22 protein-coding genes and 1 riboswitch are annotated in these 23,497 nt (G+C 70.2%); of the genes, 12 read left to right on the top strand and 10 right to left on the bottom strand.

Annotated features, from left to right (window positions below):
* Positions 1-74: 74 nt before the first annotated feature.
* The 3 genes from purQ to purS all read right to left on the bottom strand — a co-directional run bounded on the left by purQ (position 75) and on the right by purS (position 1,799).
* On the bottom strand, positions 75-758 hold the full coding sequence (purQ, locus tag AB0J39_RS06795) for a phosphoribosylformylglycinamidine synthase subunit PurQ (RefSeq protein ID WP_363462464.1): 684 nt from the start codon (positions 756-758) through the stop codon (positions 75-77).
* 171 nt (positions 759-929) lie between these two features.
* Positions 930-1,328, bottom strand: a complete 399-nt coding sequence (locus tag AB0J39_RS06790) for an ATP-binding protein (protein ID WP_211591900.1) — start codon at positions 1,326-1,328, stop codon at positions 930-932.
* 225 nt (positions 1,329-1,553) lie between these two features.
* The gene (purS, locus tag AB0J39_RS06785; RefSeq protein WP_363462463.1) at positions 1,554-1,799 is read right to left on the bottom strand and encodes a phosphoribosylformylglycinamidine synthase subunit PurS; all 246 of its coding nucleotides are present in this window, start codon (positions 1,797-1,799) and stop codon (positions 1,554-1,556) included.
* A 297-nt stretch (positions 1,800-2,096) separates the two neighbouring features.
* Between purS and pdhA the strand changes: the two genes are divergently transcribed.
* From pdhA to AB0J39_RS06755, 6 genes are all read left to right on the top strand, one after another.
* Positions 2,097-3,188, top strand: a complete 1,092-nt coding sequence (gene pdhA, locus AB0J39_RS06780; protein WP_363462462.1) for a pyruvate dehydrogenase (acetyl-transferring) E1 component subunit alpha — start codon at positions 2,097-2,099, stop codon at positions 3,186-3,188.
* Entirely contained in the window at positions 3,185-4,159 is a 975-nt protein-coding gene (locus tag AB0J39_RS06775; protein WP_363462461.1) for an alpha-ketoacid dehydrogenase subunit beta, read from the top strand. The genes pdhA and AB0J39_RS06775 overlap by 4 nt, the downstream gene beginning before the upstream one ends.
* Positions 4,160-4,172: 13 nt before the next feature.
* Positions 4,173-5,630, top strand: coding sequence for a dihydrolipoamide acetyltransferase family protein (locus AB0J39_RS06770; protein WP_363462460.1), 1,458 nt, complete (start codon positions 4,173-4,175; stop codon positions 5,628-5,630).
* A 71-nt stretch (positions 5,631-5,701) separates the two neighbouring features.
* Positions 5,702-5,881, top strand: a complete 180-nt coding sequence (locus AB0J39_RS06765) for a hypothetical protein (RefSeq protein ID WP_363462459.1) — start codon at positions 5,702-5,704, stop codon at positions 5,879-5,881.
* A gap of 5 nt (positions 5,882-5,886) precedes the next feature.
* Positions 5,887-6,738, top strand: a complete 852-nt coding sequence (locus AB0J39_RS06760; RefSeq protein ID WP_363462458.1) for a hypothetical protein — start codon at positions 5,887-5,889, stop codon at positions 6,736-6,738.
* Between the two features lie 141 nt (positions 6,739-6,879).
* On the top strand, positions 6,880-7,173 hold the full coding sequence (locus AB0J39_RS06755) for a Dabb family protein (protein WP_363462457.1): 294 nt from the start codon (positions 6,880-6,882) through the stop codon (positions 7,171-7,173).
* Between the two features lie 2 nt (positions 7,174-7,175).
* Here AB0J39_RS06755 and AB0J39_RS06750 read toward each other — a convergent pair whose 3' ends face one another.
* Complete coding sequence (locus AB0J39_RS06750) at positions 7,176-7,634, bottom strand: MarR family transcriptional regulator (protein ID WP_363462456.1); 459 nt, start codon at positions 7,632-7,634, stop codon at positions 7,176-7,178.
* A 134-nt stretch (positions 7,635-7,768) separates the two neighbouring features.
* Between AB0J39_RS06750 and AB0J39_RS06745 the strand changes: the two genes are divergently transcribed.
* Both AB0J39_RS06745 and AB0J39_RS06740 read left to right on the top strand, forming a co-directional pair.
* A complete protein-coding gene (locus AB0J39_RS06745; RefSeq protein WP_363462455.1) occupies positions 7,769-8,932 on the top strand; it encodes an MFS transporter in 1,164 nt (387 codons plus the stop codon).
* Positions 8,933-9,389: 457 nt separating this feature from the next.
* Positions 9,390-10,901: a sodium:solute symporter family protein gene (locus AB0J39_RS06740; protein ID WP_363462454.1), complete on the top strand. Its 1,512-nt coding sequence runs from the start codon at positions 9,390-9,392 to the stop codon at positions 10,899-10,901.
* A gap of 55 nt (positions 10,902-10,956) precedes the next feature.
* On the opposite strand, the gene AB0J39_RS06735 is transcribed toward AB0J39_RS06740, so the two are convergent.
* Entirely contained in the window at positions 10,957-12,780 is a 1,824-nt protein-coding gene (locus AB0J39_RS06735; protein ID WP_363462453.1) for an acyl-CoA dehydrogenase, read from the bottom strand.
* A 147-nt stretch (positions 12,781-12,927) separates the two neighbouring features.
* A riboswitch (guanidine-III (ykkC-III) riboswitch) is annotated at positions 12,928-12,999 on the top strand.
* A 5-nt stretch (positions 13,000-13,004) separates the two neighbouring features.
* Between AB0J39_RS06735 and AB0J39_RS06730 the strand changes: the two genes are divergently transcribed.
* Both AB0J39_RS06730 and AB0J39_RS06725 read left to right on the top strand, forming a co-directional pair.
* Positions 13,005-13,250, top strand: coding sequence for a hypothetical protein (locus AB0J39_RS06730; RefSeq protein WP_363462452.1), 246 nt, complete (start codon positions 13,005-13,007; stop codon positions 13,248-13,250).
* Between the two features lie 41 nt (positions 13,251-13,291).
* Entirely contained in the window at positions 13,292-13,669 is a 378-nt protein-coding gene (locus AB0J39_RS06725; RefSeq protein WP_363462451.1) for a VOC family protein, read from the top strand.
* 3 nt (positions 13,670-13,672) lie between these two features.
* On the opposite strand, the gene AB0J39_RS06720 is transcribed toward AB0J39_RS06725, so the two are convergent.
* Positions 13,673-14,122 carry a hypothetical protein gene (locus AB0J39_RS06720; protein ID WP_363462450.1) on the bottom strand — a complete coding sequence of 150 codons (450 nt, stop codon included), beginning with the start codon at positions 14,120-14,122 and terminating at the stop codon, positions 13,673-13,675.
* Between the two features lie 85 nt (positions 14,123-14,207).
* On the opposite strand from AB0J39_RS06720, the gene AB0J39_RS06715 reads away from it, so the two are divergent.
* Complete coding sequence (locus tag AB0J39_RS06715) at positions 14,208-14,657, top strand: GNAT family N-acetyltransferase (RefSeq protein WP_363462449.1); 450 nt, start codon at positions 14,208-14,210, stop codon at positions 14,655-14,657.
* Here AB0J39_RS06715 and AB0J39_RS06710 read toward each other — a convergent pair.
* Positions 14,628-16,676 (bottom strand): molybdopterin oxidoreductase family protein, encoded by a 2,049-nt coding sequence (locus AB0J39_RS06710; protein WP_363462448.1) that lies wholly within the window; start codon positions 16,674-16,676, stop codon positions 14,628-14,630. The two genes, AB0J39_RS06715 and AB0J39_RS06710, sit on opposite strands and share 30 nt — an antisense overlap.
* A gap of 35 nt (positions 16,677-16,711) precedes the next feature.
* Entirely contained in the window at positions 16,712-17,149 is a 438-nt protein-coding gene (locus tag AB0J39_RS06705) for an RpiB/LacA/LacB family sugar-phosphate isomerase (RefSeq protein ID WP_363462447.1), read from the bottom strand.
* Between the two features lie 49 nt (positions 17,150-17,198).
* Between AB0J39_RS06705 and AB0J39_RS06700 the strand changes: the two genes are divergently transcribed.
* Entirely contained in the window at positions 17,199-19,604 is a 2,406-nt protein-coding gene (locus tag AB0J39_RS06700; protein ID WP_363462446.1) for a lysylphosphatidylglycerol synthase transmembrane domain-containing protein, read from the top strand.
* Between the two features lie 124 nt (positions 19,605-19,728).
* Here AB0J39_RS06700 and mgrA read toward each other — a convergent pair whose 3' ends face one another.
* Both mgrA and AB0J39_RS06690 read right to left on the bottom strand, forming a co-directional pair.
* A complete protein-coding gene (gene mgrA, locus AB0J39_RS06695) occupies positions 19,729-20,754 on the bottom strand; it encodes an L-glyceraldehyde 3-phosphate reductase (RefSeq protein ID WP_363462445.1) in 1,026 nt (341 codons plus the stop codon).
* The gene (locus AB0J39_RS06690; RefSeq protein ID WP_363462503.1) at positions 20,751-22,796 is read right to left on the bottom strand and encodes a S9 family peptidase; all 2,046 of its coding nucleotides are present in this window, start codon (positions 22,794-22,796) and stop codon (positions 20,751-20,753) included. Before AB0J39_RS06690 ends, mgrA begins: the two co-directional genes overlap by 4 nt.
* Positions 22,797-23,497 lie beyond the last annotated feature (701 nt).

The raw sequence follows: 23,497 nt of genomic DNA, 5'->3' as shown, positions 1-23,497 counted from the left end.
GCTCCTCGTTCGCTCCGCGGCGTCCCTCGTCCCTCGGCCCGCCACTCCGCTCACTGCGCCGGGTTCGCTCCCGGTCATGCGTTCACCAGTCTCTTCAGGATCGAAGTGAAGAAGTGGCGGCCGTCCACGCTGGGCGCGCCGGTCAGGTCCTCGACCGCGTGCTCCGGGTGGGGCATGAGGCCGACGATGTTCCCGGCCTCGTTGGTGATGCCCGCGATGTCGTTGAGCGAGCCGTTCGGGTTGCCGCCGGCGTAGCGGAAGACCACCCGGCCCTCGCTCTCCAGCGCCGCGAGCGTGTCGGCGTCGGCGACGTAACGGCCCTCGCCGTGCTTGATCGGCAGCACGATCTCCTGGCCGTCGGTGAAGTCCGCCGTCCATGCCGTACGCGTGCTCTCCACGCGGATGCGCTGGTCGCGGCAGATGTAGTGGAGGCCCTCGTTACGGGTGAGCGCGCCCGGCAGCAGGTGCGCCTCGCAGAGGATCTGGAAGCCGTTGCAGGTGCCGAGCACGGGCAGCCCGGCCTGGGCGGCCGGGATCAGCTCGGTCATGAGAGGGGAGAACCGGGAGATCGCTCCGCAGCGAAGATAGTCGCCGTAGGAGAACCCGCCGGGCAGGAAGACGGCGTCGACTCCCTTGAGGTCGTGGTCGGCGTGCCACAGCGGCACGGCCTCCGCTCCGGCCAGCCGTACGGCTCGCGCGGCGTCCTGGTCGTCGAGTGTTCCGGGAAAGGTGACGACGCCCACCCGGGCAGCGCTCATGACAGTATTCCCTCCAAGGCGCACGCCACCGTCTCATGTGCCGGACGGCGGTCAGTAGCGGTACACCTCAGGGTATCGGAGCCGCCAAATCGGCTCCCTCGCGGAGGCCATTCCCGATCACCCGTCACACCGGGGCTCCCGAGCGCCCGGCGCGGTGTGTCGCCGGGGTCCTCAGACCCCGGCGAGGTGCCGATCGAGGGTGAGGTGATGGGCGATGGCGTCCTCGTCCCAGTCGAGCTCTTTGCACAGGCGCACAGTGGTGCCGCGCCCGGGCGTGATGTCGAACGAGAGATCGTCCACGACGGCGCGCATGATCAGAATGCCCCGTCCGTTCTCGGTCTCCGCCGGCGGATATTGCCGGGGAATCATGTGCAGCCCCTCGCCTTCGTCGGCGACGCGCAACTCGCAGCGGCCGTTGCCAATGGTGGCCATGACCTCGTAACGGTTGGCAGGACCACCGTGCCGTACCGCGTTGGCGCACGCCTCGGACGTCGCCAGGAGTATGTCGGACACGCACTCCTCGGTCACTCCGAGAGACCGGAGCGCGTCTCCCACCACCCGGCGGACCATCGGGATGCCGATCGCATCCCGTGGCATCGCCAGTGAGAACTCAATATCCACCGGACCCCTCCCCGGTGTCGAAGGTCACCAAGGTAGGTTTCCCCGATGAATCAGGGCTAACCGCAAAATCACGTCCCTGTTAATCAGGGCGTGCCGTATAGGTGGGTTCGAGAGGGACCGAAGCCCGATTAGGGGTTGATAAGCAGCGGGAATAGTGGTGTGAAATGCGCCACTTCACTGCTCGACATGGATCGCGAAGTCCTCGATCACCGTGTTGGCGAGCAGGGTTTCGGCCATCTTTCGGACGTCCGAAAGTGCGGCCTCGTCGGCCGGGCCGTCCAGTTCCAGCTCGAACCGCTTGCCCTGCCGCACCCCGGCGACCCCGGAGAAGCCGAGTCGCGGCAGCGCCCGGGCGATCGCCTGGCCCTGCGGGTCGAGGATCTCCGGCTTGAGCATGACGTCGACGATGACGCGCGCCACGATGTTCCTCCAGTTCGAATAGGCCCGCCGGTTTCGGGGGTCCGCCTGGGTCAAGCCTAGTGCCGCCCCGCCGCCGCGCCCTCTGTGGCCCCGGCACCGGCGGGTGTGGCGTCTCACGGTCCGGGAATCGGAGAAGTGTGGACAGGCGGGCGAGGTCTTGCGCTAAGGGGTGTGACTTCTGCCACGATGTCCACATATGCGCCCGGTCGCCCACCCCAGCGGCCGTACGCCAGACGACCCGGCCTTCCTGCGGGGGTGACCCCACCCGCGGGGGCCCGACACGCACAGGAGTGGCACGTGACAGCCGACGCCCCTCGCGGTGTAGACGCACCCCCGGAGCTCGTCCAACTGCTCACCCCGGAGGGGGAGCGGGTCGAGCATCCCGACTACGACATCGAGCTGACCGCGGAGGAGGTCCGCTCTCTCTACCGTGACCTGGTCCTCGTCCGCCGCGTCGACCTGGAGGCCGTTGCGCTCCAGCGGCAGGGAGAGCTCGGCATCTGGGCGTCCCTGCTCGGGCAGGAGGCCGCGCAGATCGGATCGGGCCGGGCGCTCACGGACGCCGACATGGCCTTTCCGACCTATCGCGAGCACGGTGTGGCCTGGTGCCGCGACGTCGATCCGGTCAAGCTGCTCGCCCTGTTCCGCGGCGTGAGCAACGGCGGATGGGACCCGGCCGAGCACAACTTCCACCTCTACACGATCGTCATCGGCTCCCAGGCCCTGCACGCGGTCGGGTACGCCATGGGCGTCCAGCGCGACGGCGCCGAGGCGGCCACGATCGTCTACTTCGGCGACGGCGCGACCTCGCAGGGCGACGTGAACGAGTCCTTCATCTGGGCCTCGGTGTTCAACGCCCCCGTCGTCTTCTTCTGCCAGAACAACCAGTGGGCCATCTCGGAGCCGCTGGAGAAGCAGTCGAAGATCCCGCTGTACAAGAGGGCGTCCGGGTTCGGCTTCCCGGGGATCCGGGTCGACGGCAACGACGTGTTCGCCTGCCTCGCCGTGACCCGCCGGGCGCTGCAGAACGCCCGCGAGGGGCAGGGGCCCACGCTGATCGAGGCGTTCACCTACCGGATGGGCGCGCACACCACCTCCGACGACCCCACCCGCTACCGCCTCGCGGACGAGCTGGAGGCGTGGAAGCTGAAGGACCCCATCGAGCGGGTCAAGGCGTACCTGTTCAAGAACCAGCTCGCCGACCAGGAGTTCTTCGAGAAGATCGACGCCGAGGCGGACGCGCTCGGCAAGGACGTGCGCAGCCGGTGCCTGGCGCTGCCCGACCCGCCGCCCGGGGCTATCTTTGATCACGTGTACGCCGGCGCCCACGCACTCCTCGACGAGGAACGCGAGCAGTACCTGACCTACCTGGCGGGGTTCGAGCGATGACCACTCTGACTCTCGCCAAGGCGTTGAACGAGGGCCTCCGCCGCTCCATGGAGGACGACCCCAAGGTGCTCGTGATGGGAGAGGACGTCGGCAAGCTCGGCGGCGTCTTCCGCGTCACCGACGGCCTGCAGAAGGACTTCGGCGAGGACCGCGTGATCGACACGCCGCTCGCCGAGTCGGGCATCATCGGCACGGCGATCGGCCTGGCCCTGCGCGGCTACCGGCCGGTGTGCGAGATCCAGTTCGACGGGTTCGTGTTCCCGGCCGCCGACCAGATCATCACCCAGCTCGCCAAGATGCCGCTGCGGTCGCTCGGCACGCTCAAGCTGCCCGTCGTCGTACGCATCCCCTGCGGCGGCGGCATCGGGGCGGTCGAGCACCACTCCGAGTCGCCCGAGGCGTACTTCACCCACACCGCGGGCCTGCGGGTGGTCGCGTGCTCGAATCCGGCGGACGCGTACACGATGATCCAGGACGCCGTCCGCTGCGACGACCCGATCATCTTCTTCGAGCCGAAGCGCCGCTACTGGGACAAGGCCGACGTCGACCTCGCCGCCCCCGGCCTGCCGCTCGACCGCGCCCGCACCGTACGGCAGGGCCGCGACGTCACGCTGGTCGCGTACGGGCCCATGGTGAAGACCTGCCTGGAGGCCGCCGCGGCGGCGGAGGAGGACGGGCGGAGCGTCGAGGTCGTCGACCTGCGCTCGCTCAACCCCCTCGACGTGGACGTCCTGACCGAGTCCGTGACGCGGACCGGACGGTGCGTCGTCGTCCACGAGGCCCCGGTCTTCACCGGCTTCGGCGCCGAGATCGCGGCGCGTGTCACCGAGCGCTGCTTCTACAGCCTGGAGGCGCCGGTGCTGCGGGTGGGCGGGTTCTCCACGCCCTATCCGCCCTCCCGCCTGGAGGACCACTACCTGCCCGACCTGGACCGCGTGCTCGACGCCGTGGACCGCTCGTTCACATACTGAGGGGGGATCTGCCATGCTGCGCGAGTTCAGGCTCCCCGACGTGGGCGAGGGACTGACCGAGGCCGAGATCGTCAAGTGGCATGTCGCCCCGGGCGACTCGGTGAAGATCAATCAGACGATCGTGGAGATCGAGACGGCCAAGGCCGTCGTCGAGTTGCCGTGTCCGTACGAGGGCACCGTCTCCGCGCTGATGGCCGATGAGGGCCAGACCGTCGACGTCGGCGCCCCGATCATCTCGGTGGAGGACGGCGCGGGCGGCGACGGCGCCGGCCCGGGCCGGGAGGCGCTGGCCGACGACATGGTTCCGGACGTGCGGAAGGCCCAGGCTTCGGCCCACGCCCCTGCTCAGGATCCGGCGAAGGAGAAGCGCCAGCCGGTTCTGGTCGGGTACGGCGTCAAGACGAGCGCCACCCGCCGCCGCCCCCGCAAACCGGCGTCGCCCGCTCCGTCCGCGCCCGCTTCGTCCGCGCCCGCTTCGTCCGTGGCCGCCGCTGCGGTGCTGCCCGCCTCTGCACCGGTCGCGACCGTTGCGGCGACCGCGGCACCCGTGGCACCCGTGGCCCCGGCGGCACAGGCGGCACAGGGCAACGGCGCCGGGGCGTCCGTACGGGCGCGCGTCCTGGCCAAACCGCCGGTCCGCAAGCTCGCCAAGGACCTCGGCGTGGACCTGACCGCCCTGACGGGCACCGGCCCTCAGGGGTCGATCACCCGGGCCGACGTGGAGGCGGCGGTGGCGGCGCCCTCCCTCGCAACGGCCGGCGGGCGCGACACGACCGCGCGGGAGGAGCGCATCCCGGTCAGAGGGGTCAGGAAGGCGACCGCGCAGGCGATGGTGGCCAGCGCGTTCTCGGCCCCGCACGTGACCGAGTGGCTCCAGGTCGACGTGACCGAGACGATGGAGGCGGTCCGGCGGCTGCGTACGCTGCCCGAGTTCGCCGAGGTCAAGGTCTCCCCGCTGCTCCTGGTCGCGAAGGCCCTGATCACGGCGGTGAAGCGGCATCCGATGGCCAACGCGTCGTGGACCGGCGAGGAGATCGTGGTCAAGCACTACGTGAACCTCGGCATCGCCGCGGCCACCGATCGCGGGCTGATCGTGCCGAACATCAAGGACGCCGACGCGATGTCGCTGCCCGGCCTCGCCCGGGCGCTCGGTGAGCTCACCGAGCGGGCGCGGGCCGGGAAGTGCCAGCCGGCCGAGCTGAGCGGCGGCACGATCACGATCACCAACGTCGGCGTCTTCGGCGTCGACGCCGGCACGCCGATCCTCAATCCGGGAGAGGTGGCGATCCTCGCCGTGGGCCAGATCAGGGACATGCCCTGGGTGGTCGACGGGCAGCTCGCGGTCCGCAAGGTGACCACCCTGGCGCTGTCGTTCGACCACCGCGTGGTCGACGGCGAGCTCGGCTCCTACGTCCTGCGTGACGTCGGCGCCATGCTGGAGGACCCCCTCCGAATGCTCGCCTGGAGCTGATCGCCGCGCTCAAGTCGGCTGCAAGATTCGAACCAGTGAGGTTCAAGCGGCGATTCCTAGCGTTCTCGCCTGTGATCCTCATTTCGATCGACCGGCGGGACACCACCGTGTGCCGCGTCCTCCCGAAGATCGAGCGCCTGGGCGGCTCCGTGACCCGGTGGGACAACGGTGCGTGTCCCGCCGGGTCGCGGGTGACGGCCGTCGCCGCCGCGTCGCGGGTGACGGTGGCCGTCACGGCCGGCTCGCGGTGACCGCCGTGCCCGCGACCGCGTTCGCCGTGGTCCTCGCCGAAGCCGTCGAACTGCTGCGTGACCTGCTCCGCCGCCGTACGGCCGTCCTCGCGGCCGTCCCCGCCCCGCCTGACGGCGGCGTGCCCGTGCCGGCCGGGCATCCTGCCGCCGGATATCTGGTCACGGTGGACCGGGTGCGCCTGCGGGTCGCCGAGGCGCTCATGCTGGTGTGCCGGCCGCCGCACGGTGACCGCGCCGAGGGGTGCCTGCTCGAAGAGATCGTCGAGCAGTGTCTGCTGATGAACGAGACGCTGGAGGACCGCGAGCCGCTCGACGAGAGCGACCTGCGGGCCGCCGCCGAGGATTTCCGCGCCGGCCACGGCCTGCGCGACCGCGCGGCCACGCTGGCCTGGCTGGTGGAGCTGCCGTTGTCCGGCGAGCAGTTCGAGGCGTTCATCGGCGGGATCGCGCGGCGGCGGCGCTTCCGGCGGCGCAAGGAGGCCGAGCTCGCGCGGGGCCATCTCGCGGCCAACCGCTGCGACTTCGACCGCGTACGCGCCCTGTGGGTGACGGGCCCGCAGCCGGTGAACGGGGAGTGGCTGCGTGGCCCGGCCGGCCTGGTGGGCTGTGGGGAGGCGGTGATGACCGTGGGCGAGCGGTGGGCCAGGGACCTGCCCGCGCCCCTGCGCCACGCCGCGCACGACACGCTGGTCGGCCCGACAGCGTACGGCGCCGGCTTTCTGACCGGGATCGTGCTGGAGCGCCGGGTGGCGCGGGACGACGACGCGGAGACACTGGCCGCGGCGGGCGCGGACGCCTTCCGCGAGTGGCTCGCCGCACGGCGCAGGCGGGCCTCCGTCGAGTGGCACTGGCTGTGAGCGGCGCCGTCCGAGGCGTCCGTCGTGGGCGCCGGCGTCATGCGGGGGCGGCGGTCCGCTCCGCGGGCGTGGGGGATGAGAAGATGAACGCCGTCAACGGTGCGGCCGCGGGCCGCGTGAGCCTCGTCCCAGGGGGAGTGCATGTTCCGCCACGTCGTGCTGCTGAAGTGGACCGATGACGCCACCGAGGAGCAGCGCGCCGAGGTGGCCAGGCGGCTGGGCGGGCTGCCGGACGTCATCTCCGAGTTGCGTTCCTACCAGATCGGCCCGGACGCGGGCGTCAACCAGGGCAACTTCTCCTTCGCCGTGGTCGCCGACTTCGACTCCCCGGAGGACTACGTCGTCTACCGGGACCACCCGGCCCACCGGGCCGTGATCGACGAGTGCATCACGCCGATCCTCGCCGCCCGTGCGGCCGTGCAGCACGTCCTCTAGGGTCACCCCTGCGCGTGCAGTGATTCGACCGCTTCGACCAGAGGAGCGAGCCGGGGGTTCCGGGCCGCCTGGTCGAGGGCTTCCCGCAGGGCGGCGTCGTTCGTGGGCCGGGCCTCGGCGAGCAGCGCCAGGCCCGCGGGGCTGACGTCGGTGTAGATCCCACGGCGGTCGGTGGGGCACAGGTAGCGGGTGAGCAGCCCGCGCTCTTCGAGCCGGGTCACCAGGCGCGTCGTCGCGCTCTGGCTGAGCACCACGGCGTCGGCGACCTGCTTCATCTGCAGGTGGCCGCCGGGGCCGTCGTGCTGCCGGCTGAGCGTCTCCAGCAGGGAGTATTCCCGCACGCTCAGGCCGTGCTTGCGCTGCAGGGCGCGCTCGATGTGCGCCTCGATCTTCTCGTGCAGCAGGGAGAGGGCGCACCAGCCCTGCGCGAGAGCGGTGAGGGCGGGATCCGTGGCCGTCATCGACTCTCCCTCCGTTCGCGTGTGACCCAGACGAGGATACTCCACTCATGCAATAGCCCGCGCTTGCAAGTATTAAGCGTGTGCAACTATTGTCTACGCCTGTTACTGGCTCTTGCAATCGTTGGGGGATCTCCATGCCTCTCGCACTCGTAGCCCTCGCCATCGGGGCCTTCGGGATCGGGACCACCGAGTTCGTGATCACAGGGTTGCTTCCGCAGGTGGCGTCCGACCTCGGGGTCTCCATCCCGACCGTCGGCCTGCTCGTCACGGGCTACGCCCTGGGCGTGGTGGTCGGCGCCCCGCCGATGACCGTGCTGGGGACGATCATGTCCCGCAAGCGCGTGCTGATGCTGCTGATGGCGCTGTTCATCGCCGGCAACCTGCTCTCGGCCCTCGCGCCGGGCTTCGGGGTGATGCTGGCCGGCCGGGTGATCGCCTCGCTCGCGCACGGCGCGTTCTTCGGTATCGGTTCCGTGGTCGCGGCCGAACTGGTCGCCCCCCACCGGAGGGCCGGGGCGATCGCGCTGATGTTCACCGGTCTGACCGTGGCCAACGTCGTCGGCGTGCCCCTGGGCACCCTGGTCGGCCAGGTCGCCGGCTGGCGGACGACCTTCGCCGGCGTCGCCGGGCTCGGCGTCCTCGGCCTGATCGGCATCGCCGTGCTCGTGCCCGAGATGCCGCGCCCCGAGGGCGTACGCCTGCGTCACGAGGTGGCCGCTCTCCGCGACGTCCAGGTATTGCTGGCGATGGGCATGACCGTGCTCGGGTTCGGCGGCGTCTTCGCGGCAATCACGTACATCGCGCCGATGATGGTCCGGGTCGCGGGCTACCCCGAAGGGGCGGTGACCTGGCTGCTGGTCCTCTTCGGTCTCGGCATGGTCGCCGGCAACCTCGTCGGGGGAAGGTTCGCCGATCGTGCGCTGATGCCGATGCTGTACGTCTCGCTGGGCGCCCTCGCGGTCGTCCTCGCCGCCTTCACGCTCACAGCGCACAGCAGGATCCTCGCCGCGGTGACCATCGCCCTGGTCGGGGCGCTCGGCTTCGCCACCGTGCCGCCGCTGCAGAAGCGCGTGCTCGATCTGGCCCACGGCGCACCGACGCTGGCCTCGGCGGTCAACATCGGCGCCTTCAATCTCGGCAACGCACTGAGCTCCTGGCTCGGCGGCCTCGTCATCGCGGCGGGCCTGGGCTACACCGCGCCCAACTGGGTGGGCGCCCTCCTCACCGCCTCCGCACTCGTGCTCGCCGTTGTCTCGGCCGCCCTCGAACGCCGCTCCACCGTGGTCGTGACCGCCTGACCTTCTCGCCCGTGCACCCGCTCGCCCGTGCACCCGCTCGCCCGTGCACCCGCTCGCCCGTGCACCCAGGCCTCTCGCGCTCCCGGGCATGCTCGCGCGGAGGGCGGCGGGGCAGCGCCCCTCGTCCTCCCGTTCCACCCACGTGCCTTGCCGGACGATCACCGGTGCCAGGCGGTGACGGGTCCGTCTTGTGCCGCTTGCTGGAATCTCATTTCGCCGCACACTCTCGCCCTCCGGCGTGTGCGGGATCAAGGCCGTCTCCGATAACGATTCGGATACGCGAATTCGGTTCATGAATATGAACGGGCCGTGACCTGCGTCACGGTCTCCGTCCCGTCCTCCATGAGCCGTTGACCTGCGAACCCGCCATTGACGGCGGCAGGGGGGCGGGCGCATCGTAACCAGGCCAGGCGGTTGTCGGTCCGGGTGCCGCCGTTCACCCGGAGGTACGACGCGCGTGAACCAATTGGACTGGTACGTTCTCGGCGCCTATTTCATCGTCATGGTGGCGATCGGCGTCTACTCGCACCGGCGTATCGGCAATATCAGTGACTTCTTCACCGCCGGGGGCAAGATGCCCTGGTGGCTGGCCGGCATCTCGCACCACATGTCCGGCTACAGCGCCGTCATGTTCACCGGGTACGCCGGCATCGCCTACCTCTACGGCGCCACGTCGTACGTCACCTGGGCGTTCCCGATCGCCATCGGCATCGCGATCGGCTCGGTGCTGTTCGCGCCGCGGCTGAACCGGATCCGGTCGAAGCTCAGGGTCAGCTCCCCGCTGGAATTCCTCGCCAAGCGGTACAACGTGCCGACGCAGCAGGCGCTCGCCTGGTCCGGCGGCCTGCTGAAGATCGTGGACGTCGGCGCCAAGTGGGCCGCGATCGCCACGCTGCTGTCGACGTTCACCGGCCTGTCGCTCAACCAGGGCATCCTGATCACCGGTGTCGTCACCGCCGTCTACTGCACGGTCGGCGGCCTGTGGGCCGACGCGCTCACCGACTTCGGGCAGTTCGTCATCCAGCTCCTCGCCGGCGTCGTCATGCTGGTCGCCGTCCTCGCCAAGCTCGGCGGCATCGACGCCATCGGCGGGATGTGGGATCGCCTGCCGGAGGGACACGCGCAGCCGCTCAACGGTCCCTTCACCGTGACGTTCCTGCTCGCGTTCCTGTTCATCAAGACGTTCGAGTACAACGGCGGCATGTGGAACCAGGCCCAGCGGTACATGGCCGCGCCGAACGCGGCGCAGGCGGCCCGCGGCGCACGGCTGTCGGCCGTGCTGTGGGCGATCTGGCCGCTGCTGCTGTTCTTCCCGATGTGGGCCGCGCCGCTGCTGGTCCACGCGACCAAGCCGGACGCGAGCGACTCCTACGCGCTGCTGACCACCCAGCTCATCCCGCACGGCCTGCTCGGCCTGGTGATCGCCGGCTTCTTCTCCCACACGATGGCGATGGCCTCCTCCGACGCCAACGCGATCGCCTCGGTCTTCACCCGCGACGTGATCCCGGTGCTGTCCCGCGCCGCGCGGGGCTGGGACACCCGGGCCGCCCTGGTCGCGGCCCGCGTCACCACGGTCGCGTTCATCGCGCTGTCGATGGCCGTGGCCACGCAGGTCAACAGCCCGATGCTGAAGGACATCATCACGGTCGTCATCAAGTGGGTGGCCGGTCTGATGGGCCCGATCTCGATCCCGCTGCTGCTCGGCATGCTGCCGCTGTTCCGCCGCTCCGGCCCGACGGCGGCGCTGATCTCGTGGGCGGCGGGCCTGTTCGTCTTCTGGCTCACCAACTACGGCGTGAGCGGCCTGTCGACCGCCGTGTCCACGGCCGCGCCCGTGGCCACCTCTCTCGTGCTTTTCACGATCATCGGCTTCGTCCGCCCGGAGAACACCCCCGAGCGCGAGGAACTGCTCCGGACCGTCAACACCGACGAGGACGGCGCCGCCCGGCCCCTCCCCGCGTCGGCGTGACGCGGTACGGCCGCCGCACCAGAGCGTGGGCGGCGGCCGTACCGGACCAGCAAGATCAGAAGGACTCTTCGGGCAGTTCCATGAGGTCCTGGCCGGTGGCGGCGAGCACGCGGCGCTCGGCGGCCAGCCGGGGCAGGACGGTCTGCGCGAAGAACGAGGCCGCGGCGACCTTGCCCGTGTAGAACGCCTTGTCCTCCTCCGAGGCGGACAGGGCGTTCAGCGCGACCTCGGCCTGACGCAGCAGCAGCCAGCCCAGCACCAGGTCGCCCAGCGCCATGAGGAACCGGGTGGTGTTCAGCCCGACCTTGTAGACCTCCTGCGGCGTCTCCATGGAGGAGATCGCCCATCCGGCCATCGTGTCGGCCATGGCCTTGACCTCGTCGGCCGCCTCGTCGAGCAGGCCGCGCTCGACCTTCAGCCGTCCGTTGCCCGCCTGGGAGGCCGCGAACGCCTTGATCTCACCGAGCAGCGACCCCAGCGCCGCGCCCTGGTTCTTCAGGACCTTGCGGAAGAACAGGTCCTGGCCCTGGATGGCGGTCGTGCCCTCGTACAGCGAGTCGATCTTCGAGTCGCGGATGTACTGCTCGATCGGGTAGTCCTGCAGGAAGCCCGAGCCGCCGAGGGTCTGCAGCGAGCGGGCCAGCAGCTCGTACGACCGCTCGGAGCCGACGCCCTTCACCAGCGGGAGCAGCAGGTCGTTGAGCGCCTCGGCGGCCTCGTCGCGGCGGCCCTCGAACTCCGCGATCTGGATCTGGTCCTGGATCGTCGCCGTGTAGAGCACCAGCGCCCGCATCGCCTCGGCGTACGACTTCTGCAGCATGAGCTCGCGGCGTACGTCCGGGTGGTGGGTGATGGCGACGCGCGGGGCGGTCTTGTCGCCCGAGCGGGTCAGGTCGGCGCCCTGGACGCGGTTCTTGGCGAAATCGAGCGCGTTGAGGTAACCGGTGGACAGCGTGGCGATGGCCTTGGCGCCCACCATCATGCGGGCGTGCTCGATCACCATGAACATCTGCCGGATGCCGTCGTGCACGTCGCCGACCAGGTAACCGATGGCGGGGTGCTTATCGCCGAGGGTGAGCTCGCAGGTCGTGGAGACCTTCAGGCCCATCTTCTTCTCGACGTTGGTGACGTAGACGCCGTTGCGCTCGCCCAGCTCGCCGGTCTCCAGGTCCACCAGGTACTTCGGCACGAGGAACATCGACAGGCCCTTGGTGCCGGGCTTGGCGCCCTCGGGCCGGGCCAGCACGAGGTGGAAGATGTTCTCGGCCATGTCGTGCTCGGCGCTGGTGATGAAGCGCTTGACGCCCTCGATGTGCCAGGTGCCGTCGGGCTGCCGGACCGCCTTCGTACGGCCCGCGCCGACGTCGGAGCCGGCGTCGGGCTCGGTGAGCACCATGGTCGCGCCCCAGCGCCGCTCGACGGCCATCTCGGCGAACCGCTTCTGCTCGGGGGTGCCGAGCTCGAACAGCAGGCGGGAGAAGGCCGGGCCGCAGGCGAACATCCACACGGCGGGGTTGGCGCCGAGCACCATCTCGGCCATGGCCCATACGAGGCTGCGCGGGGCGGGCGTGCCGCCGAGCTCCGGCTGCAGCTCGAGACGCCACCACTCGGCGTCCACCCAGGCCTGGTAGGAGCGCTTGAAGCTCTCCGGCATGGTCACGTCGTGGGTGGCGGGGTCGAACACGGGCGGGTGGCGGTCGGCGTCCTCGAACGAGTCCGCGATCGGGCCGGTGGCCAGCCGGTTGACCTCGTCCAGCACGCTTCGCGCGGTGTCCTCGTCGACCTCGGCGAACGGGCCGGTGCCGAGGATCTCCCTGCGGCCGAACACCTCGAAGAGGTTGAACTCCAGGTCGCGGAGGTTGCTCTTGTAGTGACCCATCTGTGTGCGCTCCTAGAACCGAACCCGGGGGTAACGTACTGGTCGGTAACTCTAAAGGAATGCTACCCGCGAGTAACCGCCCTTATCCAGGGTCTGTGCCACATATCGCACGGAATGAGGTCTCACAGCCGGTATCGTCCCATTGTGAGAGGGCCGCGATCCGCGGTCTTCCCGGACGAGGTGCCCGCCGTACCCGGACCAGCGAAGACGGTGGGCGGAAGGACATGGACCAAGTTCTGCAGATCGTCGGCGCCGTCCTGATTCTCGGCGCGTTCCTGCTCTCCCAGATGAACGTCCTCGACAACAGCTCGAAGATCTACCTCGTGCTCAACCTCGTCGGCTCCGCGGTGCTCGCGTGGCTCGCGTACGCGGACGACGACTGGGGATTCCTGCTGCTGGAGGGGGTCTGGGCCGTGGTGTCCGCGGTCAGCCTCGTCCGGGCGCTTCGACCACGGCGGGCGGCCACGTAACCCGTTTGACACCTTTGCCGGTGTCGGGATTGGGTGGGCGCATGATTGAGATCCAGACGACGACGATCGACTGCGCCCGGCCGTACGAGCTGGCCCAGTGGTGGAGTCAGGCCCTGGGCTGGCCGCTCGTCGACTCCGAGCCGGAGGACGACGAGGTCATGCTGGACCGTCCGGACGGCCCTCCGCACCTGCTCTTCATCCAGGTGCCGGAGGGCAAGACGGTCAAGAACCGGCTGCACCTCGACCTGAGGCCGACCGGGAACGGCACCCGCGACCAGGAGGTGGAGCGGCTGCTCGCGCTCGGGGCCAAGCCGTACGAGGACCACCGCACCCCGGACGGCGCCGGATGGGTCACTCTCCTCGACCCCGAGGGCAACGAGTTCTGCGTCTGCCGCGGCGCGGCGGAGCGGGAGGCCTGAGGCTCAGGCGCCCTTGGCGCGGCCGCGCATCGAGACCGTGAGAACGGCGGTGATCAGCAGCACGAGCGCGCCGCCCCACAACGCGTCCCAGGCCGCGCCGAAGACGCCCTCGCGGTCGATCACGAGCTGCACCGGGTACATCAGCGCCGCGGCGCCGAGGCCCGGATAGAGCGAGAAGCGCCAGGGGTGGCGCAGCGCCCAGAGGCGGGCCTGCCGGGTCACCCGGTCGCCGGCGTCCGGCTTGGAGATCGAGCCGATCGCCGCGACGAGGGCGAATACCGTGATGCCCGCGCACAGGGCCCAGGTCAGGTCGGCCGGGCCGGGCAGGATGACGCCCAGGAGGAAGCTCGTGGCCGCGACCGCCCCGCCGGACGTCGCCGCGGCCCGCCAGGGCGCGCCGCGCAGGGCCGCGCCGGCCAAGGACATCTCGTCCATTCGGGTCAGTTCGTTCATGACTTCAGAGTGCCCTTTTGGGCGTTTCCGCGGCATCGGGGAAGTCCCTGAGCCTCCCCTGACGCGCCCCGGTTAGTCTCCCGGCATGGATCTCGACTTTCGTACGGCCCGGCGTGAGGACGTCCCCGTCATCGTGGCGATGATCAACGATGACCCGATCACGGCATCCCGCCCGTCCTCCCCGGTGGACCCCGACTACCACGCCGCCTTCGAGGCGGTGGACGCCGACCCGCGCAACGAGCTGATCGTCGTGGAGTCGGGCGGTGAGATCGTCGGGACCATGCAGCTCACCTACATCCCCGGGCTGTCGCGCCGGGGCGGCGAGCGCGCGCAGATCGAGGGGGTCAGGGTCGCCGTGCCCCACCGCAACCGGGGGATCGGCCGGGAGATGCTGCGGTGGGCGGTCGAGCGGGCCAGGGAACGCGGCTGCGCGCTGGTGCAGCTGACGTCCGACAAGGCCCGCACCGAGGCCCACCGCTTCTACGGCTCGCTCGGCTTCACCGCCTCACACGAGGGGTTCAAGCTCGCTTTGTGACAGCGGGGCGACGTCGACGAAGTTGTCGTGGTAGACCGGGCCCCGGCCCATGTCGGCGTCCCGCTCGTCCACGAGCGCGTTGGGGTTCGCGCCGGCCGACAGCTTGGGCCAGTGGCCCTTCGGCGCCGCCACCACCCCCGGCGCCACCCGGTCGCTGACCTCCACGTACGCCCTGAACTCGCCGTTGCCGTTGAAGACCCGCGCGGCCTGCCCGTCCACGAGGCCGCGTGCGTCGGCGTCGGCCGGGTTGACCAGCACGGTGGGGCCCTTCGACCGCTTGCGCAGCTCCGGGTTGTTGGCGAACTGCGTGTTGAGGAACGTGTGCGCGGCCGGGGTGATCATGACGAGCGGGTGCGGCCGGTCGGCGGGAGCCGTACGGGCCGTGAGCGAGGGCACGTAACCGGCGACCCGCGGCAGCCCGTCGGCCTCCGCCTTCGCGGAGGCGAACTCCAGCCGCCCGCTCGGCGTCGGGAAGCCCTCGGTGAACGGCACGAACGGGTCGGCCACCCGCAGGCGGGCCCAGCCCTGCTTGCGGATCTCCTCCACGGTGATGCCCACCTGGGAGAGCGTCTGCTCGGCCAGTTCGAGGTCGGTGTCGTAAAGGGACGGCTCGGTCAGCCCCATCTTCCGGGCGAGCCGGCGGAACGTCTCGGTCGTGGACAGGCACTCGCCCGGCGGCTCGACGGCGGGCTCGTTCCACACCATGTACATGTGCCCGTAGCCGTGGTGCACGTCCAGATGCTCGATCTGCATTGTCGCGGGCAGCACGTAGTCGGCGTAGTCGACGGTGTCGGTGGGGAACTGCTCCATCACCACCGTGAACAGGTCCTCCCGCGCCAGTGCCGCCCTGATCCGATTCTGGTCGGAGGTCGAGCCGAGCGGGTTGGCCGCGTAGACCCACAGGCACTTGACCGACTCGTCCAGACCGTCGGCCAGCCGGGTCATGGTGAGCGTACGCACGGGGTGGGGGAGCAGGTCGTCGCGTGGATCGGGGCCCGCGGGCGCGTACCCCGAGGTGGAGTAGGCCACGCCGCCGCCGGGATACCGCCAGTCGCCGGTGACGCCGGGAATGCAGGCGATCACCCGCATCGCCGCGCCGCCGCCCGCGTGCCGCTGGATACCCATCGTGGCCCGGATGCCGGTCGGCCGGGTGTGCGCGAGCCGTACGCCGAGGGCGCGGATCCGCTCCTCCGGCAGGCCGGTGATCTCCGCCACCAGCTTCGGGGGATGCCTGCGGATCTCGGCCTCGAACTCGTCCCAGCCGGTCGTGTGCTCCTCGATGTACGCGCGGTCCTCGGCGCCCTCTTCAAGCACGACGTGCAGCAGGCCGAGCGCGAGCGCGGCGTCCGTGCCCGGCCGGATCGGCAGGTGCTCGTCCGCCTGGTCGGCCGTACGCGTGCGGATGGGGTCGATCGCCACGACGTACGCCCCGGCGGCGCGGGCGTCCTGGACGAACTTCCACAGGTGGTGGCCGCTGGTCAGCGTGTTGGTGCCCCACAGCAGGATCAGCCGCGACAGGGCGAACGTCTCGGGGTCCATGCCGCCGGGAGTCCCGTTGACGTACCGCAGCCCGTCGTTGCCGGCCCGCGCGCAGATGTTGAGGTCGTGCCGGGACGCGCCGAGGGCGTTCCAGAACCGCCGCCCCGCGTTGCCCGACTCGCCCTGGACGTACCCGAGCGTCCCGGTGCCCTGGTAGGGCCAGATCGCCTCGCCGCCGTGTTCCTCGACGATCGACGCCAGCTTGGCGGCGATCTCCGACAGCGCCTGGTCCAGGCTGATCCGCTCGAACCGGCCGGAGCCCTTCGGCCCCACCCTCTTCATCGGATGGAGGACGCGGTCGGGCGACCGCACCTGCTCCAGGTAGCGGTTGACCTTCACGCACAGGGCTCCGCGCGTGTAGGGGTGGTCGCGGTTGCCGCGCAGCCCGGCGGCCTCGCCGTCGCGTACGGTGACGACCCAGGAGCAGGTGTCGGGGCAGTCGAGCGGACAGGCGCCGAGGACGGGTAGCGACGTGCTCATGGCATCGACGTTAGCGTGCCGGCCGCGGGCGGTCTCTACCGGATTTCCCCGACGTACGCGATGTTCGCGGCGTCCTCGGGATCGGTGCTCGGCGCGCCGGCGAACCAGGCGTCCAGGATCTCCGTCAGAACCTGCCGGGAGGTGAGGCGGAGACTGAGCGCGAGCACGTTGGCGTCGTTCCACTCGCGGGCGCCCGCGGCGGTGGAGGCGTCGGCGCACAGCGCCGCCCGCACCCCCGCCACCTTGTTCGCCGCGATGGACGCGCCGGTGCCGGTCCAGCAGCACACCACGGCCTGGTCGGCGCGGCCCTCCGCCACGTCTCTCGCGGCGGCGGAGCAGCACCATGCCCAATCAGCCCGGTCACCGGGAGCCAATGCTCCATAGAGTGTGACTGAATGGCCGCGCCGTTCCACCTCGGCCGCAAGCACCGACGCGATGCCGTCGAGGCTGTCCGAGGCCAGGGATATACGCATGCCGTCAATTGTGGACACCGAGTGCGAAGATCGCACAGAATCGCTGGTGGTGAGAGGCATCAAGGAGCAGGACATAGCGCTGGACACTCCTGGCCAAGGAGCTGTCCTCGTCGTCGAGCCTCTGCTGCCGCAGCGGATCCGCCGTCCTTCCGACGCGTTGCGGTTCCTGCTCACGCTGCTGGCCCTCGGCGCCGTCGTGCTGCTGGCTCTGGCCCTGCAGCGCACGTTGAACGGCCTGGAGACCGACGTCCAGGCCGGCACCGGCCGCGCCCCCGAGGTGCTCTCGGCCGCCGCCGGGCTGCTGGGCGGCGTCGCCGTGCTCATCGTCCCGGTCGCGTTCGCCGTCGAACGGGTCTTCCACCGCGACGGCATGCGGGTCACCCAGGGGCTGATCGCCGCGATCCTCGCCCTGCTCGTGTCGTACGCGCTGGACGAGTGGCTCGTCCAGGCGGGCCCGGCCGATCTGGTTCAGCTGCTCACCGGCGGCAGGGAGGTCGAGCCGCTCAACACCGTGCTCACCCCCGCCATCGCGTACGCCACGGCGGTGCGGATGGGGCGGCGTCCCCACTGGCGGGCGCTCATGTGGGTCGCGCTCGGCCTCGACGTGTTCGCGCTCTTCACCGCCACGAAGGTCACCGCGCTCGGCGTGATCCTGACGTACATCGTCGGCCTCGCCGTGGGGTTCGGCACGCTGTACGGCATCGGCAGCGCCAACACCCGGCCGCCCGGCAGCGCCGTGCTGGCCGCGCTGCGCAGGCTCGGCTTCACGCCGGTCAGCGCGAGGCGGGTGGAGGACGACAGCTCGGGCAGCCGCCGCTACGTCGTCGGCCTGACCGGCGACCGCAGGATCGACGTGACCGTGCTCGACCGGGACCGGCAGGTGGCTGGCGTCCTCTACCGGCTGTGGCGGCGCTTCCTGCTGAACAACGAGACCCGGCGCCGCGCCATCCGCTCGCTGCGCGCCGAACTCGAACGCGAGGCCCTGATGGCGTACGCCGCGCAGGCGGCCGGCGTACGGCTGCCGCGCCTGCTGGGCACGAGCGAGGTCGGCACCGAGGCGGCGCTGCTCGCCTACGAGCACGTCGACACCCGGCCCGTGAGCGAGCTGGACGACGAGGAGTTCGACGACGAACTGCTGACGAGGATGTGGGAGCAGGTCCGGCTGCTGCACGCCCACCGCCTGGCCCACCGCCACCTCACTGGCGAGAGCATGCACGTCGACGCCGACCGGAACGTCTACCTCGTGGAGGCCCGCAGCGGCGAGATCGCCGCCGGCGACCTGCTGCTGCGTCTCGACATCGCCCAGCTGCTCGCCTACCTCGGCACCCGCGTGGGCGCCGAACGCTCGGTGCGGTCGGCGGCCCGGGTGCTGGGGGAGGACGTGCTCGCCGGGGCCATGCCGCTGCTCCAGCGGATCGCGCTGAGCCGCGACACCAGGACCGCCGCCCGCCGGGACAAGCGCCTGCTGCCCGAGATCCGCGAGCAGATCATCGCGCTCAAGCCCCGGGTCGAGGTGGAGGAGGTACGGCTCGAGCGGTTCCGCCCCCGGACGCTGGTGACGATCATCCTCAGCGTGATCGCGGCCTACCTGCTGCTTCCCCAGCTCAGCCGGGTCAACCTGGTCTCCATCGTCACCTCGGCCAACTGGGCGTGGAGCGGGGTGGCGCTGGTCGCGGCCGCGCTGAGCTACGTCGCCGCCGCGATCATGCTGCGCGGGTTCGTCCCCGAGCCGCTGCCGCTGGGGCGGACCATCCTGGCCCAGTTCGCCGGATCGTTCGTCAAGCTGGTCGCGCCCGCCGCGGTCGGCGGAGTGGCGATCAACACCCGGTTCCTGCAGAAGCGCGGCGTGCCGCCGGGCGCGGCGGTGACGAGCGTCGGCGCGTCCCAGCTCGTCGGCCTGACCGCGCACATCATGCTGCTGCTGCTGTTCGGCTACCTGACCGGCACCCAGGCCGCGCCGTCCCTGACCCCGTCGCGGGGGCTGCTCGTGGTGCTGCTCGGCCTGGCCGTGCTGTTCCTCATCGTGCTCGCCATACGGCCGCTGCGCCGGGTGGTCTCCTCACGTGTGCGCGCGATGTTCTCCGGCGTGATCCCCCGGCTGCTCGACGTCGTGCAGTCCCCTCGGAAGATCGCGGAGGCGGCCAGCGGCACGGTGCTGCTCACGATCAGCTTCGTCGTCTGCCTGGCGGCCTGCGTCCGCGCGTTCGGCGGCGACGTGAGCTTCACGGCCGTCGCCGTGGTGTTCCTGGCCGGGAACGCCATCGGCTCGGCCGCCCCCACACCTGGCGGCCTGGGGGCGGTGGAGGCGTCGCTGTCGTTCGGCCTCACCCTCGCCGGCCTGCCGCAGCCGATCGCCACCTCGGCCGTGCTGCTGTTCCGGCTGATGACCTTCTGGCTGCCCGTCCTCCCCGGCTGGGCCTCCTTCGCCTACCTCCAGCGTCAGAACGCCCTCTGAAGCCATCCCCCCAGGCGGATCGCGGGGACGACGAGCGGCGGGAGACGCGCCGGGAGGTCACGAGCCGGGGGTCACGAGCCGGGGGCACGCGCCGCCCGCGCCGTGCCCCGCGGCTCGCGGACGCTCAGTGCGCGCTGGACGCGGCCCAGAGGTTGATGCCGCAGTCGACCGCGTCCTTGTCGATCGCGTCCAGCTCGTCCTGGGTGAAGTCGAGCCGGTTGATCGCGTCGAGGCTGTCGTCGAGTTGCTCGACGCTGCTCGCGCCGATCAGCACCGAAGTCACGCGCGAGTCGCGCAGCGCCCAGGCCAGGGCCATCTGCGCCAGTGACTGGCCACGCTGCCGGGCGATCTCGTCGAGCCGCCGGACGTGGCGCAGGCTCTCCTCGGTCAGCAGAGACGGATCGAGCGACTTGCCCTGGGCGGCCCGGGAGTCCTTCGGGATGCCGTTCAGGTAGCGGCCGGTCAGCATGCCCTGCGCCAGCGGGGAGAATGCGATGCAGCCCGCGCCCTCCTCCTCCAGCACGTCGAGCAGTCCGTTCTCGATCCACCGGTTGAGCATCGAGTAGGAGGGCTGGTGGATGAGCAGCGGGGTACCCATGTCCCGCAGGATCGCCGCGGCCTCCTGGGTCCGCTCCGGGGAGTAGGACGAGATGCCCGCGTAAAGCGCCTTGCCCGAGCGGACCGCGTGGGCGAGCGCCCCCATGGTCTCCTCCAGGGGCGTCTCGGGATCGAAGCGGTGGCTGTAGAAGATGTCCACGTAGTCGAGGCCCATCCGCTTCAGCGACTGGTCGAGGCTCGCGAGCAGGTACTTGCGCGACCCCCAGTTGCCGTACGGGCCGGGCCACATGTCGTACCCAGCCTTGGTGGAGATCACCAGCTCGTCGCGGTACCTGGTGAAGTCCTGCTGGTAGATGTGCCCAAAGTTGATCTCCGCCGAGCCGTACGGCGGACCGTAGTTGTTGGCGAGGTCGAAGTGGGTGACTCCGCGGTCGAAGGCCCGCCGGAGGATGGCCCGCTGGGTCTCGATCGGCTTGTCGTCGCCGAAGTTGTGCCACAACCCCAGCGACACCGCGGGCAGCCTCAGCCCGCTCCGTCCGGTCCGGTTGTACGGCATGGGCCCGTACCGGCCCTCGGCTGCCACGTAGCTCACTCGGTCACTCCAACTCGGTCGAGGATCCAGGAGAGCGCGAACGCCTCCTCACGCCAGGCGTCGTAACGGCCGCTGCGGCCTCCGTGGCCGGCGCCCATCTCGGTCTTCAGCAGGAACGGGCCGCCCTGGGCGGTGGCGCGGAGCCGGGCGATCCACTTGGCCGGTTCGTGGTAGAGCACCCGCGTGTCGTTCAGGCTGGTGGTCGCGAGGATCGCCGGGTACGTCCGGCCGTCGACGTTCTCGTAGGGCGAGTAGGTCTTCATGTACGCGTAGACCTCGGGGTCGTGCAGCGGATCACCCCACTCGTCCCACTCGGTCACCGTGAGCGGCAGCGACGGGTCGAGGATCGTGTTCAGCGCGTCCACGAACGGGACCTCGGCGACGATCCCCGCGAACTCCTCCGGAGCCAGGTTGGCGACCGCGCCCACGAGCAGGCCGCCGGCCGAGCCGCCTCTGGCGATGATCTGATCGGACCAGCCCCCGGCCTTGAGATGCCGCGCGCAGGCGACGAAGTCCGTGAAGCTGTTCTTCTTCCTGGTCAGCTTGCCGTCCTCGTACCACCGGCGGCCCATCTCGCCGCCCCCACGCACGTGGGCGATCACGAACACGAACCCCCGGTCGAGCAGCGAGAGCCGGGCCACCGAGAAGTAGGGGTCGATGGACGACTCGTAGCTGCCGTAGCCGTAGAGCAGGGTGGGAGCGGGCCGGCTCGTGTCCTTCCGGACCACGATCGAGAGCGGGATCCGGGTGCCGTCCGGAGCGGTGGCCCACTCGCGGAACTGCTCGTAGTCGGCCGGGTCGTAGCCGCCGAGCACCGCCCTCTGCTTCAGCAGGATCAGCTCGCCGGACCGCAGGTCGTAGTCGTAGACCGACGGCGGCGTCACCATCGAGGTGTAGCTGAGGCGAAGCCTGCCGGTCTCGAACTCGGCGTTGCCGGTCGGCGCCACGTCGTACAGCGGTTCCGGGAACGAGATCTCGTACGGCTCGCCGCCGTCACCCGGCAGGATTCTGATGCCGGTGAGGCCATCACGGCGGAAGTGCACGCTGACGTAGTCCTTGAAGGCGTCCACGTCGAGCAGCCTGGTGTCGTCCCTGTGCTCGATCAGGGGAGTCCAGCTCCCGGGATCGTCGAGGGGGGCGCCGGCGAGCTCGAAGTTCACGGCGCCGTCGTTGTGCAGGATGAGGAAGCGGTCGGCGGCGTGCTCCAGCCCGTACTCCACACCGGTCCGCCGGGGCCGCACGACCGTGAACTCGCCGTCCGGGGTGTCCGCGTCGAGGATCCGCACCTCACTGGTGATCTTGCTGCCGGAGGTCAGCACCAGGTAGCGCTGGCTGCGGGTCAGCGCGATGCCCACCCAGAAGCGCTCGTCGTCCTCCTGGTAGACGACGACGTCCTCGGCCGAGCCGAGGGTGTGGCGGTGGATCCGGTACGGGCGCCATGCCTCGTCCACGGTGGTGTAGAAGAACGTGGAGCCGTCGGCCGACCAGGCGCCGCCGTAGAAGACCCCCGGGATCTCGTCCGGGAGCAGCTCGCCCGTCGTCAGGTCCTTGAACCGGAGGGTGAAGCGTTCGTCACCGGAGAAGTCGGTCGAGTAGGCGAGCCTCGTGCCGTCAGGGCTGATCGCACTCGTGCCCATGGAGAAGAACGGGCTGTCGCCGGCGAGCTCGTTGGCGTCCAGGATCACCTGTTCACCCGGAAGCGGGGTGCCCGGCTCCAGCTGAGGCGGACTGTCACCGTCGGCGGCCACGCGGCATTGAAAGCCGTACTGCTTGCCCTCTTGGGTGCGGGAGTAGTACCACCAGGCGCCCTTGCGGGTGGGCACGGACAGGTCTGTCTCCAGAGTCCTGCCCTTGATCTCCTTGAAGATGGCCTCCTGGAGATCCTGCAGGTGGCCGGTCTTCTCCTGGGTGTAGGCGTTCTCCGCCTCCAGGTACGCGATGGTGTCGGGGTCGTCCTTCTTGAGCAGCCACGCGTACTCGTCGATGACGGTGTCACCGTGATGCGTGCGCTCCAGGGAGACCTTCTTCGCTACAGGCGGCATGTCGCTCACCCGCCAAAGTCTATGTTCGGCGTGGTCCCGCCAAGGCTCCTCGCCGCGGCCTGTGGATAACCCGCGACGGGAAGGGGTTCGGGCCGGTGAAGGAGCCCTCGGAAGCTGCGGCGGCGGGAGGGAATAGACCCGGAGCTCCCGGCGTTCTCTTCAACTCGGGTCATGGCAGTGCCGGGCCCTGGTAATCTTCTGTTGTCGGCGCGGTTCGGCGCACTCCTCTTCGATCACTTCGGTGGTTGTGTTGGCTGTGCGCGGGCTGGTCGCCGGCGTCTCTCTTGTTTCTTGGGTGTCTGGGTCGGTGGTTTTGCGCCGGGCTGGGGGTTCGGGTAAGTTAGAGGGGTTGCCCCGGAAACGGGGCGGTCGAATTCCTGTCGGTTGGCGGGTTTCGGGTCAAGTCGGTCCCGGTGGGGCGGATTTGACAGGAAACAGCGGGTCGGACAGGATTAAGACACAACGAACGAAGCGAAACGCCCCGGAGCGTAGAGCCTGGTGAATCGGGTTCTGGGTGATGGTGGTCGCGTCCGTTTCTTGAGAACTCAACAGTGTGCTAAAAGCCAGTGCATGAAATCATGCATGACCCCGTCATAGCGGCACTTCGGTGTCGGTGACGGATTCCTTTGAACGGTGCCCTTTCCTTAGCCGGGGGGTGCCGGCCAGAGTGAACTCTTTCAAGCATTGTTTGGAGAGTTTGA

It is taken from the genome of Microbispora sp. NPDC049633, assembly GCF_040675265.1.
In the GTDB taxonomy this organism is placed as follows: domain Bacteria; phylum Actinomycetota; class Actinomycetes; order Streptosporangiales; family Streptosporangiaceae; genus Microbispora; species Microbispora maris.
Note: the sequence above shows the minus strand (reverse complement) of the source record. Positions and strands in the feature narration are given on the sequence as shown.

Bases quoted from the DNA above. Each gene is read 5' to 3' on its own strand.
- purQ (WP_363462464.1), bottom strand. From the start codon at position 758: ATGAGCGCTGCCCGGGTGGGCGTCGTCACCTTTCCCGGAACACTCGAC.
- AB0J39_RS06790 (WP_211591900.1), bottom strand. From the start codon at position 1,328: ATGGTCCGCCGGGTGGTGGGAGACGCGCTCCGGTCTCTCGGAGTGACC.
- AB0J39_RS06775 (WP_363462461.1), top strand. From the start codon at position 3,185: ATGACCACTCTGACTCTCGCCAAGGCGTTGAACGAGGGCCTCCGCCGC.
- AB0J39_RS06770 (WP_363462460.1), top strand. From the start codon at position 4,173: ATGCTGCGCGAGTTCAGGCTCCCCGACGTGGGCGAGGGACTGACCGAG.
- AB0J39_RS06755 (WP_363462457.1), top strand. From the start codon at position 6,880: ATGTTCCGCCACGTCGTGCTGCTGAAGTGGACCGATGACGCCACCGAG.
- AB0J39_RS06750 (WP_363462456.1), bottom strand. From the start codon at position 7,634: ATGACGGCCACGGATCCCGCCCTCACCGCTCTCGCGCAGGGCTGGTGC.
- AB0J39_RS06745 (WP_363462455.1), top strand. From the start codon at position 7,769: ATGCCTCTCGCACTCGTAGCCCTCGCCATCGGGGCCTTCGGGATCGGG.
- AB0J39_RS06735 (WP_363462453.1), bottom strand. From the start codon at position 12,780: ATGGGTCACTACAAGAGCAACCTCCGCGACCTGGAGTTCAACCTCTTC.
- AB0J39_RS06730 (WP_363462452.1), top strand. From the start codon at position 13,005: ATGGACCAAGTTCTGCAGATCGTCGGCGCCGTCCTGATTCTCGGCGCG.
- AB0J39_RS06725 (WP_363462451.1), top strand. From the start codon at position 13,292: ATGATTGAGATCCAGACGACGACGATCGACTGCGCCCGGCCGTACGAG.
- AB0J39_RS06720 (WP_363462450.1), bottom strand. From the start codon at position 14,122: ATGAACGAACTGACCCGAATGGACGAGATGTCCTTGGCCGGCGCGGCC.
- AB0J39_RS06715 (WP_363462449.1), top strand. From the start codon at position 14,208: ATGGATCTCGACTTTCGTACGGCCCGGCGTGAGGACGTCCCCGTCATC.
- AB0J39_RS06710 (WP_363462448.1), bottom strand. From the start codon at position 16,676: ATGAGCACGTCGCTACCCGTCCTCGGCGCCTGTCCGCTCGACTGCCCC.
- AB0J39_RS06705 (WP_363462447.1), bottom strand. From the start codon at position 17,149: ATGCGTATATCCCTGGCCTCGGACAGCCTCGACGGCATCGCGTCGGTG.
- AB0J39_RS06690 (WP_363462503.1), bottom strand. From the start codon at position 22,796: ATGCCGCCTGTAGCGAAGAAGGTCTCCCTGGAGCGCACGCATCACGGT.